The 13,120-nt window shown below is 51.2% G+C and carries 10 protein-coding genes and 1 other RNA gene; all 11 read left to right on the top strand.

All coding sequences use genetic code 11. The annotated features are described in order from the left end of the window. Positions 1-7 precede the first annotated feature (7 nt). The 11 genes from garL (at position 8) to tdcG (ending at position 12,981) form a co-directional block, all read left to right on the top strand. Positions 8-778: a 2-dehydro-3-deoxyglucarate aldolase gene (gene garL / locus FDW96_RS03855; RefSeq protein ID WP_038634122.1), complete on the top strand. Its 771-nt coding sequence runs from the start codon at positions 8-10 to the stop codon at positions 776-778. 28 nt (positions 779-806) lie between these two features. Beyond that, a complete protein-coding gene (garR, locus tag FDW96_RS03860) occupies positions 807-1,697 on the top strand; it encodes a 2-hydroxy-3-oxopropionate reductase (RefSeq protein WP_137365236.1) in 891 nt (296 codons plus the stop codon). 65 nt (positions 1,698-1,762) lie between these two features. Further along, positions 1,763-2,908: a glycerate 2-kinase gene (gene garK / locus FDW96_RS03865; protein WP_061388437.1), complete on the top strand. Its 1,146-nt coding sequence runs from the start codon at positions 1,763-1,765 to the stop codon at positions 2,906-2,908. 32 nt (positions 2,909-2,940) lie between these two features. Beyond that, positions 2,941-3,317: RNase P RNA component class A (rnpB, locus tag FDW96_RS03870), an RNA gene on the top strand. Positions 3,318-4,176: 859 nt separating this feature from the next. Continuing rightward, the gene (gene tdcA, locus FDW96_RS03875) at positions 4,177-5,115 is read left to right on the top strand and encodes a transcriptional regulator TdcA (RefSeq protein WP_038634113.1); all 939 of its coding nucleotides are present in this window, start codon (positions 4,177-4,179) and stop codon (positions 5,113-5,115) included. Between the two features lie 98 nt (positions 5,116-5,213). Further along, entirely contained in the window at positions 5,214-6,203 is a 990-nt protein-coding gene (tdcB, locus tag FDW96_RS03880; protein ID WP_042311192.1) for a bifunctional threonine ammonia-lyase/L-serine ammonia-lyase TdcB, read from the top strand. Between the two features lie 22 nt (positions 6,204-6,225). Next, the gene (gene tdcC, locus FDW96_RS03885) at positions 6,226-7,557 is read left to right on the top strand and encodes a threonine/serine transporter TdcC (protein WP_006687934.1); all 1,332 of its coding nucleotides are present in this window, start codon (positions 6,226-6,228) and stop codon (positions 7,555-7,557) included. A gap of 31 nt (positions 7,558-7,588) precedes the next feature. Continuing rightward, a complete protein-coding gene (gene tdcD / locus FDW96_RS03890; protein WP_079225955.1) occupies positions 7,589-8,797 on the top strand; it encodes a propionate kinase in 1,209 nt (402 codons plus the stop codon). Between the two features lie 28 nt (positions 8,798-8,825). Beyond that, a complete protein-coding gene (gene tdcE / locus FDW96_RS03895) occupies positions 8,826-11,120 on the top strand; it encodes a 2-ketobutyrate formate-lyase/pyruvate formate-lyase (RefSeq protein ID WP_137365237.1) in 2,295 nt (764 codons plus the stop codon). 13 nt (positions 11,121-11,133) lie between these two features. Next, positions 11,134-11,529: an enamine/imine deaminase gene (locus tag FDW96_RS03900; RefSeq protein WP_003828585.1), complete on the top strand. Its 396-nt coding sequence runs from the start codon at positions 11,134-11,136 to the stop codon at positions 11,527-11,529. Between the two features lie 87 nt (positions 11,530-11,616). Next, on the top strand, positions 11,617-12,981 hold the full coding sequence (tdcG, locus tag FDW96_RS03905) for an L-serine ammonia-lyase (RefSeq protein WP_042311189.1): 1,365 nt from the start codon (positions 11,617-11,619) through the stop codon (positions 12,979-12,981). Positions 12,982-13,120: the final 139 nt, after the last annotated feature.

Genomic DNA, 13,120 nt, shown 5'->3' on the forward strand with positions numbered 1-13,120 from the left:
ATAGGCGATGAATAACACTATTTTCCCGAATAAATTTAAAGCGGCCCTCGCGGCGCAGCAGATTCAGATTGGCTGCTGGTCTGCATTAGCCAGTCCAATCAGCACTGAAGTTTTAGGTCTGGCGGGTTTCGACTGGCTGGTGCTGGACGGCGAACATGCGCCGAACGATATCTCGACGTTTATCCCGCAATTGATGGCGCTTAAAGGTAGCGCCAGCGCGCCGGTGGTACGTGTGCCGACCAACGAGCCGGTGATCATTAAGCGTCTGCTGGATATCGGGTTTTACAACTTCCTGATCCCGTTTGTTGAGACCGAAGAAGAGGCGGTGAACGCGGTGGCGTCAACCCGCTATCCACCAGAAGGGATTCGCGGCGTGTCCGTATCCCACCGCGCCAATATGTTTGGCACCGTGCCGGACTATTTTGCGCAGTCGAATAAGAACATCACCATCATCGTGCAGATCGAAAGCCAGCAGGGCGTTGATAACGTTGATGCAATCGCGGCGACTGAAGGCGTTGACGGTATCTTCGTCGGCCCCAGCGATCTGGCTGCGGCGTTAGGCCACCTCGGCAACGCGTCCCATCCCGATGTGCAGAAAGCTATCCAGCACATTTTCGCCCGCGCGAAAGCCCACGGCAAACCAAGCGGCATTCTGGCCCCGGTAGAGGCGGATGCGCGGCGTTATCTGGAGTGGGGCGCGACGTTTGTTGCCGTCGGCAGCGACCTTGGCGTGTTCCGTTCAGCCACGCAGAAACTGGCTGATTCTTTTAAGAAATAACCACCATCGACAGTAGAGAGATAAAGACATGACAATGAAAGTTGGTTTTATTGGCCTCGGTATCATGGGTAAACCAATGAGTAAAAACCTCCTCAAGGCAGGTTACTCGCTGGTGGTTGCCGACCGTAACCCAGAATCTATTGCGGAAGTGATTGCCGCAGGCGCAGAAACCGCCGTCACGGCGAAAGACATTGCCGAGCAGTGTGATGTGATCATCACCATGCTGCCGAACTCTCCGCACGTGAAAGAGGTGGCGCTGGGCGAAGGCGGCATCATTGAAGGGGCGAAACCGGGGACGGTACTGATCGATATGAGTTCCATCGCACCGCTAGCCAGCCGTGAAATCAGCGAGGCGCTGAAAGCGAAAGGTGTGGATATGCTGGATGCGCCGGTCAGCGGCGGCGAGCCAAAAGCGATTGATGGCACGTTGTCGGTGATGGTCGGCGGTGATAAAGCGATTTTCGACAAGTACTATGATCTGCTGAAAGCGATGGCGGGTTCCGTGGTGCATACAGGTGAAATTGGCGCGGGTAACGTCACCAAGTTGGCGAATCAGGTGATTGTGGCGCTGAACATTGCCGCGATGTCTGAAGCGCTGACGCTGGCAACCAAAGCTGGTGTGAACCCGGATCTGGTGTATCAGGCGATCCGTGGCGGGCTGGCGGGCAGCACCGTACTGGATGCGAAAGCGCCGATGGTGATGGACCGCAACTTTAAACCAGGTTTCCGCATTGACCTGCATATTAAAGATCTGGCCAATGCGCTGGATACCTCGCATGGTGTTGGCGCTCAGTTACCGCTGACGGCTGCAGTCATGGAGATGATGCAGGCGCTTCGCGCAGATGGGTTGGGCTCCGCCGATCACAGCGCACTCGCATGCTACTACGAAAAACTGGCGAAAGTGGAAGTCACTCGCTAACAAGAAGGGCGCGGATGCGCGCCCTGTATTTCTTGCCTTGCGCGGCACTGTCAGGCTACATAACTATGAAAATCGTAATTGCCCCAGACTCTTATAAAGAAAGCCTTTCTGCCACCGAGGTAGCTCAGGCAATAGAAAAAGGATTTCGGGAAATTTTCCCCGATGCGCAATATGTGTCTGTTCCGGTTGCCGATGGCGGCGAAGGAACGGTCGAAGCCATGATTGCTGCCACGCAAGGGCGTGAACATTCCGCGTGGGTGACGGGGCCGCTGGGCGAAAAAGTGAATGCCTGCTGGGGCATGTCCGGGGACGGTAAAACCGCGTTTATCGAAATGGCGGCAGCCAGTGGTCTGGCGCTGGTTCCTCCTGAAAAGCGCAATCCGTTAGTCACTACGTCGCGTGGTACCGGAGAGTTGATTTTGCAGGCGCTGAACAGCGGCGCACAGAGCATCATTATCGGCATTGGCGGTAGCGCGACCAACGACGGCGGCGCGGGTATGGCGCAGGCGCTGGGAGCGAAACTCTGTGACGCCAACGGAACTGAAATTGGCTACGGCGGTGGTAGCCTGATGAGTCTGAACGCCATCGATATCTCGGGCCTGGATCCTCGCTTAAAAACCTGTTCAATTCGCGTAGCCTGTGATGTGACCAATCCACTCACCGGCGACACTGGCGCTTCACGTATCTTTGGCCCGCAGAAAGGGGCAACGGAAGAACGCATTCTCGAACTGGACCGTAATCTGTCTCACTATGCTGAGATCATTAAAAAATCGCTGCGGGTCGACGTGAAGGACGTTCCCGGCGCCGGTGCGGCTGGTGGGATGGGCGCAGCGTTAATGGCTTTTTTAGGCGCGGATCTGCGCAGTGGGATAGAGATTGTGACTCAGGCGCTTAATCTGGAAGAACATATTCACGATTGCACGCTGGTAGTGACTGGCGAGGGGCGGATCGACAGCCAGAGTATTCACGGCAAAGTGCCGGTAGGTGTGGCGAATGTCGCGAAGAAGTACCACAAGCCAGTGATTGGTATTGGCGGCAGCCTGACGCATGATGTGGCGGTGGTGCATCAATATGGTATCGATGCGGTGTTTAGCGTATTGACCAGTATCAGCACACTGGAAGAGGCGTTCCGTGGGGCATTTGATAATATTTATCGTGCTTCAAGGAACATTGCCGCCACGCTGGCGATAGGAATGCGCAGTGCGGGGTGACATTGCCCCGCAAACCCTCTATACTGCGCGCCGAAGCTGACCAGACAGTCGCCGCTTCGTCGTCGTCCTCTTCGGGGGAGACGGGCGGAGGGGAGGAAAGTCCGGGCTCCATAGGGCAGGGTGCCAGGTAACGCCTGGGGGGGAAACCCACGACCAGTGCAACAGAGAGCAAACCGCCGATGGCCCACGTAAGTGGGATCAGGTAAGGGTGAAAGGGTGCGGTAAGAGCGCACCGCGCGGCTGGTAACAGTCCGTGGCACGGTAAACTCCACCCGGAGCAAGGCCAAATAGGGGTTCACAAGGTACGGCCCGTACTGAACCCGGGTAGGCTGCTTGAGCCAGTGAGCGATTGCTGGCCTAGATGAATGACTGTCCACGACAGAACCCGGCTTATCGGTCAGCTTCACTCTTTATAAAACCCCGCTTCGGCGGGGTTTTTGCTTTCTGAGTAGGTTGTCATGCCTGATGGCGCTGCGCTTATCAGGCCTACTGGGTGTATGGAACGGGTTTTGTAGGCTGGATAAGGTGGTTACGCCGCCATCCGGCAAATGTTTTCCTGATGGCATTGCGATTGATTCACCACAAATCTGACGTTTATTTCCCACTCATCTAACCTTTATTTCGTTCTTATTAATGTTCCTGATTTCTTTTATAAGAGGAAATGTCTCTCGGGATATTTCTGGTTTTGTGATGAGCAACACAAAACGCTATGCGATACGTTTTTATCGAGAATAATCACGCGCAATCGATCGCCATCACAAAATTAGTTGCTGACAAAGCGCGCAAAATCAGTGTTAATATAATGTTGCATATGATGATGGTTTGTTTTCATTGGTTTAAATATTGATAAATGCAATGTTTTTTTACAAACAAACAAGGAAAAAAAATGTGATGCATGGCGTTATTTAAACACCATAAACGATAAAATATAATTATATTTGATAAATTACTTATTAAATTTAAACGCATTTTTTACCGGTAATTACTCTGTAATTGATTGAAATATAGCCTTTCATGGTTCGAAGAAATAACAGAGAAAATGATGTCGTTATAGCCATAAAAAATCGTTATCCCCCCATCTTTTTTTGATTAAAGTCAGGGTTAAGTGAGATTGATATTTCCTATGTCTATGATTAATAAGCAATTATCAATTTAATGATAATCTTACAAAATGTAAGTGAAGGGGATTTGTGAGTGGTCGCACATATCCTCGTTTGCTTAATTTGGTACACTTCCTGCCGTCAACAAAGTTATTAGAGCAGGACGATATGAATACTATTTCTCTCCCTAAAACACAGCACTTAGTGGTCTTTCAGGAAGTCATTAGAAGTGGTTCTATCGGTTCGGCTGCAAAAGAATTAGGTTTAACTCAACCAGCGGTCAGCAAAATCATTAATGATGTTGAGGCTTATTTTGGTATTGAGTTAGTGGTGCGTAAAAATACCGGTGTTACCTTGACTCAGGCAGGCCAGGTGATGCTCTCATGGTCTGAATCCATTACTCGTGAAATGAAAAACATGGTTGATGAGATGAACAGCATGACGAGTAACGCGGTGGTTGATGTGTCGTTTGGCTTTCCTTCACTGATCGCCTTCACCATCATGTCCGGCATGATTAAAAAATTTAAAGAGGTGTTTCCGAAGGCGCAGGTTTCCATGTATGAAGCGCAACTCTCCTCGTTCTTACCCGCGCTTCGTGATGGGCGCCTGGACTTCGCTATCGGTACGCTGAGTGATGAGATGAAACTACAGGATCTCCATGTTGAGCCGCTCTTTGAGTCAGACTTCATCCTGGTCGCCAGCAAGTCCCGAACATGCACCGGCATCACCTCGCTGAGCGCGTTGAAAAACGAACAGTGGGTGTTGCCACAAACGAATATGGGATACTACCGCGAACTTCTAACTACGTTACAAAATAATGGCATCAGCAGTGAAAACATCGTTAATACTGACTCCGTCGTCACCATTTATAATCTTGTTCTCAATGCTGATTTCTTAACTGTAATTCCCTGTGATATGACCACACCGTTTGGCTCAAACCAGTTTATTACTATCCCGGTACAAGAGACGTTACCCGTCGCGCGTTATGCCGCCGTGTGGTCGAAAAATTATCGAATTAAAAAAGCAGCATCTATTTTGGTGGAATTAGCCAAGGAATATTCATCATATAATTGTCGAAGACGAAGGCAATTAGTTGAAGTTGATTAAAGATTGAATTTGTTTTAACACGGACTCAACGCCATCTGTCTATATCTGACAATGGTTACGGCTATCTATTTACTTTAATACCCAGGTAAGAGGTTCTAATGCACATTACATACGATCTCCCAGTTGCAATTGAAGATATCCTCGAAGCGAAAAAAAGACTGGCGGGGAAAATATATAAAACGGGAATGCCTCGCTCTAACTATTTTAGTGAACGTTGCAAAGGGGAAATTTTCCTCAAGTTTGAAAACATGCAGCGTACCGGTTCATTTAAAATCCGTGGCGCTTTTAACAAGCTCAGTTCATTAACCGAAGCTGAAAGATGTAAAGGCGTGGTGGCTTGCTCTGCAGGGAACCATGCGCAAGGGGTTTCTCTCTCCTGCGCCATGCTCGGAATTGACGGCAAAGTGGTGATGCCGAAAGGCGCGCCGAAGTCTAAAGTGGCGGCAACCTGCGATTATTCCGCAGAAGTTGTGCTGCACGGCGACAACTTCAACGACACCATCGCGAAGGTTAGCGAGATTGTGGAAACGGAAGGCCGTATCTTTATTCCGCCATATGATGACCCGAAAGTCATTGCCGGTCAGGGCACTATTGGTCTGGAAATTCTCGAAGATCTGTACGATGTCGATAACGTGATTGTGCCAATTGGCGGCGGCGGACTGATTGCAGGTATTGCGGTGGCAATTAAATCTATTAACCCGACCATTAAGATTATTGGCGTACAGTCTGAAAACGTTCACGGCATGGCGGCTTCTTTCCGCGCTGGAGAAATAACCACGCACCGAACGACCGGCACCCTGGCGGATGGTTGTGACGTCTCTCGCCCGGGTACTTTAACGTATGAAATCGTTCGTGAGTTGGTGGATGACATTGTCCTGGTCAGCGAAGATGAAATTCGCAATAGCATGGTGGCATTAATTCAGCGAAATAAAGTTGTAACTGAAGGTGCCGGTGCGCTGGCATGCGCAGCATTATTAAGCGGGAAATTAGATAGCTATATCCAGAACAGAAAAACAGTCAGCATTATTTCTGGCGGTAATATCGATCTTTCTCGTGTATCTCAAATTACTGGTTTAGTTGACGCTTAATATACTTCGTTGAGGATAGGATATGAGTACTACTGATAGCATTGTATCCAGCCAGACAAAACAGTCGTCCTGGCGCAAATCGGACACCACCTGGACACTGGGTTTATTTGGTACAGCCATCGGCGCAGGGGTGCTGTTCTTCCCTATCCGCGCAGGTTTTGGCGGACTGATCCCCATTCTGATCATGCTGGTGTTAGCATACCCCATCGCTTTCTATTGCCACCGTGCGCTGGCACGCCTGTGTCTTTCCGGTTCTAACCCTTCCGGTAACATCACAGAAACGGTTGAAGAGCACTTTGGTAAAACGGGCGGCGTGGTAATCACGTTCCTCTACTTCTTTGCGATTTGTCCGCTGCTGTGGATTTATGGCGTCACCATTACCAACACCTTTATGACCTTCTGGGAAAACCAGCTGCAGATGCCCGCGCTGAACCGTGGCTTCGTGGCGCTGTTCCTGTTGCTGCTGATGGCATTCGTCATCTGGTTTGGTAAAGATCTGATGGTTAAAGTGATGAGCTACCTGGTATGGCCGTTCATTGCCAGCCTGGTGCTTATCTCTCTGTCACTGATTCCTTACTGGAACTCTGCGGTTATCGATCAGGTGGATATCAGCAATATCGCCCTGACTGGCCATGACGGCATCCTGGTTACCGTATGGCTGGGTATTTCCATCATGGTGTTCTCTTTCAACTTCTCTCCAATCGTTTCTTCTTTCGTAGTCTCTAAACGCGAAGAGTATGAGAAAGATTACGGTCGCGAATTCACCGAGCAGAAATGTTCTAAAATCATCTCCCGCGCCAGTATGCTGATGGTTGCGGTGGTAATGTTCTTCGCCTTTAGCTGCCTGTTCACGCTCTCTCCGGCAAACATGGCGGATGCGAAAGCGCAAAACATTCCAGTGCTGTCTTACCTGGCGAACCACTTCGCTTCACTGTCCGGTACGAAGTCTACCTTCGCCACCATTCTGGAATACGGTGCTTCAATCATCGCCCTGGTTGCTATCTTCAAATCTTTCTTCGGCCACTATCTGGGGACGCTGGAAGGTCTGAACGGTCTGGTGCTGAAGTTTGGTTACAAAGGCGATAAAACCAAAGTTTCCATGGGTAAGCTCAACACCATCAGCATGATCTTCATCATGGGTTCCACCTGGGTTGTGGCATACGCCAACCCGAACATCCTGGACCTGATTGAAGCAATGGGCGCGCCGATTATTGCCTCTCTGCTCTGCCTGCTGCCGATGTATGCCATCCGTAAAGCGCCATCACTGGCGAAATACCGTGGCCGTCTGGATAACGTGTTTGTTACCGTGATTGGTCTGCTGACCATCCTGAACATTGTCTACAAACTGTTTTAATCCTTAAGCTCAGGATGAGCGGAGTAGTGAAATGAATGAGTTTCCGGTAGTACTGGTTATTAACTGTGGTTCATCTTCCATTAAATTCTCAGTGCTCGATGCAGCAAACTGTGAAGTTTTAATGGCGGGAATTGCAGACGGTATTAACTCTGAAAATGCGTTCATAGCAATTAATGGAGGAGAGCCAGCTAAGCTGGCTCACCACAGCTACGAAGACGCATTAAAAGCGATTGCCGTTGAACTGGAAAAACGTAATTTAATGGACAGTGTGGCCTTAATTGGCCACCGCATTGCCCACGGCGGAAATATCTTTACCGAATCAGCAATTATTACTGAGGAAGTTATCGACAATATTCGCCGGGTATCGCCATTAGCACCGCTACATAATTATGCGAACCTGAGCGGGATTGAATCTGCTCAGCACCTTTTCCCAGGCGTGCAGCAGGTCGCGGTATTTGATACCAGCTTCCATCAGACGATGGCCCCAGAAGCCTATCTGTACGGTTTACCGTGGAAATATTTTGAGGAGTTAGGCGTTCGTCGTTACGGTTTCCACGGCACGTCGCATCGCTATGTTTCGCAACGAGCGCATGAACTTCTGGATCTGCAGAATGATGATTCAGGTCTGGTTGTGGCGCACCTGGGCAACGGCGCGTCTATCTGTGCGGTACGTAACGGGCAGAGCGTTGATACCTCGATGGGCATGACGCCGCTGGAAGGGCTGATGATGGGCACACGCAGCGGCGACGTGGATTTCGGCGCGATGGCGTGGATTGCCGCTGAAACCAACCAGACGCTGAGCGACCTTGAGCGCGTAGTGAATAAAGAGTCCGGTTTGCTGGGTATTTCCGGTCTGTCCTCTGACTTACGTACGTTAGAAAAAGCCTGGCACGAAGGACATGAGCGCGCGCAATTGGCGATTAAAACGTTTGTGCATCGTATTGCGCGTCACATCGCCGGACATGCCGCATCGCTGCATCGTCTTGATGGCATTATTTTCACCGGCGGAATCGGTGAGAACTCAGTATTAATTCGCCGTTTGGTTATCGAGCATTTGGCCGTTTTAGGTGTAAATATCGATAGCGAGATGAATAGTCTGCCAAATTCCCATGGCGAAAGAATTATCTCTAATAAGGATGCTCGTGTTATTTGTGCGGTGATTCCCACAAATGAAGAGAAAATGATTGCTCGTGATGCCATTGCGTTAGGCAAAATTAATATCCCAGTAGCATTTGCATAATTAATTTTCAGCAGAGAGATTATTTTTCATGAAGGTAAATATCGATACCAGCGATATGCTGTATGCCGAAGCCTGGAATGGCTTTAAAGGTACGGACTGGAAAGAAGAAATTAATGTCCGTGATTTTATTCAGCACAACTACACGCCTTATGAAGGGGATGAATCTTTCCTCGCCGAAGCAACGCCAGCAACTACGGCGTTGTGGGAAAAAGTTATGGCGGGCATCCGTATTGAAAACTCGACCCATGCGCCGGTTGATTTCGATACCAATATTGCCACCACTATAACCGCGCATGACGCCGGTTATATTGAACAAGAACTGGAAAAAATCGTCGGTCTGCAAACGGATGCGCCGCTCAAGCGCGCCCTGCATCCGTTTGGCGGCATCAACATGATCAAAAGCTCTTTTGATGCTTATGGTCGTGAGATGGATGCTAATTTTGAATACCTGTTTACTGACCTGCGTAAGACCCACAACCAGGGCGTATTCGATGCTTATTCCCCGGATATGCTGCGCTGCCGTAAATCCGGCGTACTGACCGGTCTGCCGGACGGCTATGGCCGTGGCCGCATCATCGGTGACTACCGCCGCGTCGCGCTGTACGGTATCCGCTACCTGGTGCGTGAGCGTGAACTGCAGTTTGCCGATCTTCAGTCGAATCTGGAGTGGGGGCAGAATCTTGAAGCCACGATTCGTCTGCGTGAAGAACTGTCTGAACACCGTCGCGCTCTGCTGCAAATGCAGGAAATGGCAGCGAAATACGGCTGCGATATCTCTCGTCCGGCGCGTAATGCGCAGGAAGCGGTGCAGTGGGTCTACTTTGCTTACCTGGCTGCGGTGAAATCGCAGAACGGCGGCGCTATGTCGCTGGGCCGTACCGCTTCGTTCCTCGACATCTACATTGAGCGCGACTTCAAAGCGGGAATTTTAAACGAGCAGCAGGCGCAGGAGCTGATCGACCACTTCATTATGAAGATCCGTATGGTGCGCTTCCTGCGTACGCCGGAATTCGACACCCTGTTCTCTGGCGACCCTATCTGGGCGACCGAAGTCATCGGTGGTATGGGGCTGGATGGTCGTACGCTGGTGACCAAAAACTCGTTCCGCTACCTGCATACGCTGCACACCATGGGGCCGGCGCCTGAACCGAACCTGACGGTGCTGTGGTCCGAGCAGCTACCGATTGCCTTCAAAAAATATGCCGCTCAGGTGTCCATCATCACCTCGTCTTTACAGTACGAAAACGATGATCTGATGCGTACTGACTTTAACAGCGATGACTATGCCATTGCCTGCTGTGTCAGCCCGATGGTTATCGGCAAGCAAATGCAGTTCTTCGGTGCGCGCGCCAACCTCGCCAAAACGTTGCTGTACGCAATCAACGGCGGTGTGGATGAGAAACTGAAAATCCAGGTCGGACCGAAAACTGCGCCGCTGATGGATGAAGTGCTGGATTACGACACGGTGATGGAGAGCCTGGACCACTTTATGGACTGGCTGGCCGTGCAGTACATCAGCGCGCTGAACATCATCCACTACATGCACGACAAGTACAGCTACGAAGCTTCGCTGATGGCGCTGCACGATCGTGATGTTTATCGCACGATGGCCTGTGGTATGGCGGGGCTGTCCGTAGCGGCGGATTCACTGTCGGCTATTAAATACGCCCGCGTGAAACCGATTCGTGATGAAAACGGTCTGGCGATCGATTTTGAAATCGAAGGCGACTATCCGCAATACGGTAACAACGACGAGCGCGTAGACAGCATTGCCTGCGACCTGGTCGAACGCTTTATGAAAAAAATTAAGGTGTTGCCAACCTACCGTAACGCGGTGCCGACGCAGTCCATTCTGACCATCACCTCCAACGTGGTGTACGGCCAGAAAACAGGTAACACGCCGGATGGACGTCGCGCAGGTACGCCGTTTGCGCCAGGGGCAAACCCGATGCACGGCCGCGATCGCAAAGGTGCGGTGGCGTCGTTAACCTCGGTCGCCAAACTGCCGTTTACCTATGCCAAAGACGGTATTTCGTACACCTTCTCCATTGTGCCGGCTGCGCTGGGCAAAGAAGATAGCGTGCGTAAAACCAACCTGGTCGGGCTGCTGGATGGTTACTTCCACCATGAAGCGCATGTGGAAGGTGGGCAGCATCTGAACGTTAACGTTATGAACCGTGAAATGTTGATGGATGCCATTGAGCACCCGGAAAACTATCCGAACCTGACGATCCGCGTGTCTGGTTATGCGGTGCGCTTCAACGCGCTGACCCGCGAACAGCAGCAGGACGTTATTTCACGTACTTTCACCCAGGCGCTGTAACGCCGGAGGGGTTATGAGAAAAGTTATTGCAACCGAATGTGCGCCAGGGGCGATTGGACCTTACGTACAGGGTGTGGATCTGGGCAGTATGGTGTTGACCTCAGGTCAGATTCCGGTGTGTCCACAGACCGGTGAAGTGGCAGAAAACGTTGCCGATCAGGCGCGTCAAAGCCTGGAAAACGTGAAAGCGATTGTCGAGTCCGCCGGGTTGAAGGTGAGCGATATCGTCAAGACCACCGTTTTCGTTTCTGACCTGAACGACTTCGCCACCATTAACCAGGTGTACCAGCAGTTTTTTGATGAGCACAAGGCAATCTACCCTACGCGCAGCTGCGTACAGGTCGCCCGCTTACCAAAGGATGTGAAGCTGGAGATTGAAGCCATCGCCGTGCGTGGCGATACGCTGTAATCCCTTGCGGGGCGATCGCAGGATCGCCCCGATCCTTAATGAGTGTGAAACCTGGTCTTCACTGAACGGCAATCCGAGGGTGTGGATATGATTAGCGCATTCGATATTTTCAAGATTGGCATTGGACCTTCCAGCTCCCATACCGTGGGGCCAATGAACGCAGGTAAAAGCTTTATCGATCTGTTGGTCAGCAGCGGGGAACTCTTCAGGACCACGCATATCGTGGTCGATCTTTATGGATCGCTCTCTCTGACCGGCAAAGGTCATGCGACAGACGTCGCCATCATGATGGGACTGGCCGGTAACAGTCCGCAAAACGTTAATATAGATTCAATCCCTGGTTTTACTCAGGAAGTGGCCCGTACCGGACGTTTGCCGGTTGCTCAGGGTACGCATATTGTCGATTTCTCCCCAGACGAAAATATTCTCTTTCATAGCGAAACGCTGCCGCGCCATGAAAATGGTATGCGTATTACCGCGTGGCATGGTAACGAGACACTGTTAAGTAAAACCTATTACTCCATCGGCGGCGGTTTTATCGTCGAAGAGGAGCAATTTGGTCAGGTGCATGACGTTGAAACACCCGTACCCTACAATTTTCATTCCGCCAGCGAATTGCTGAAGCTGTGCGAGCGCAACGGGCTGTCTGTTTCCGGCCTGATGATGCAAAACGAACTGGCGATGCGCAGCAAAGAGGAAATCGATGCTGGTTTTGCCGCCATCTGGGACGTCATGCACGCCGGGATTGAGCGCGGCATGAACACCGAAGGCGTCCTGCCGGGCCCGCTGAACGTCCCGCGTCGCGCCGTGGCGCTGCGGCGACTGTTGGTTTCCAGTGATAACTTGTCCAGTGACCCGATGAACGTGATCGACTGGATCAACATGTTCGCGCTGGCCGTGAGCGAAGAAAACGCCGCCGGGTGTCGGGTTGTTACCGCGCCAACCAACGGCGCATGCGGGATAATTCCCGCCGTGCTGGCCTATTACGACAAATTCCGCCGTCCGGTGAATGCGAACTCGATTGCCCGATATTTGCTGGCAGCAGGAGCTATAGGCGCGCTGTATAAGATGAATGCTTCTATTTCTGGTGCCGAAGTGGGCTGTCAGGGAGAGATTGGCGTAGCCTGTTCCATGGCGGCAGCCGGGCTGACGGAGTTGCTTGGCGGTAGCCCTGCGCAGGTATGCATTGCGGCGGAAATCGCTATGGAGCATAACCTGGGGCTGACCTGCGATCCGGTGGCCGGGCAGGTGCAAATACCGTGTATCGAACGCAATGCGATCAACGCGGTAAAAGCCGTGAACGCCGCGCGTATGGCGCTACGCCGGACGTCTGAGCCACGCGTTTCGCTCGATAAAGTGATCGAGACCATGTACGAAACGGGCAAAGATATGAATGACAAGTACCGTGAAACTTCGCGCGGTGGCCTGGCGATTAAAGTGGTTTGTACCTGAGATGAAAGGGGGCGTTTGTAGGCCGGATAAGGCGTAAGCGCCGCCATCCGGCAATGAATCAATTAACATCCACTGACCAGGATGATGAATCTGAGGCATTGTTCCGTTCACCTTATGTTTATTGCTTCTCTTATGTACC

It is taken from the genome of Citrobacter sp. TBCS-15, from assembly GCF_005280815.1.
Classification (GTDB): Bacteria; Pseudomonadota; Gammaproteobacteria; order Enterobacterales; family Enterobacteriaceae; genus Citrobacter; species Citrobacter werkmanii.

Excerpts from the sequence above, each read along its gene's own strand:
- garR (WP_137365236.1), top strand. The coding sequence starts at position 807 with ATGACAATGAAAGTTGGTTTTATTGGCCTCGGTATCATGGGTAAACCA.
- garL (WP_038634122.1), top strand. The coding sequence starts at position 8 with ATGAATAACACTATTTTCCCGAATAAATTTAAAGCGGCCCTCGCGGCG.
- garK (WP_061388437.1), top strand. The coding sequence starts at position 1,763 with ATGAAAATCGTAATTGCCCCAGACTCTTATAAAGAAAGCCTTTCTGCC.
- tdcA (WP_038634113.1), top strand. The coding sequence starts at position 4,177 with ATGAATACTATTTCTCTCCCTAAAACACAGCACTTAGTGGTCTTTCAG.
- tdcD (WP_079225955.1), top strand. The coding sequence starts at position 7,589 with ATGAATGAGTTTCCGGTAGTACTGGTTATTAACTGTGGTTCATCTTCC.
- tdcB (WP_042311192.1), top strand. The coding sequence starts at position 5,214 with ATGCACATTACATACGATCTCCCAGTTGCAATTGAAGATATCCTCGAA.
- FDW96_RS03900 (WP_003828585.1), top strand. The coding sequence starts at position 11,134 with ATGAGAAAAGTTATTGCAACCGAATGTGCGCCAGGGGCGATTGGACCT.
- tdcG (WP_042311189.1), top strand. The coding sequence starts at position 11,617 with ATGATTAGCGCATTCGATATTTTCAAGATTGGCATTGGACCTTCCAGC.
- tdcC (WP_006687934.1), top strand. The coding sequence starts at position 6,226 with ATGAGTACTACTGATAGCATTGTATCCAGCCAGACAAAACAGTCGTCC.
- tdcE (WP_137365237.1), top strand. The coding sequence starts at position 8,826 with ATGAAGGTAAATATCGATACCAGCGATATGCTGTATGCCGAAGCCTGG.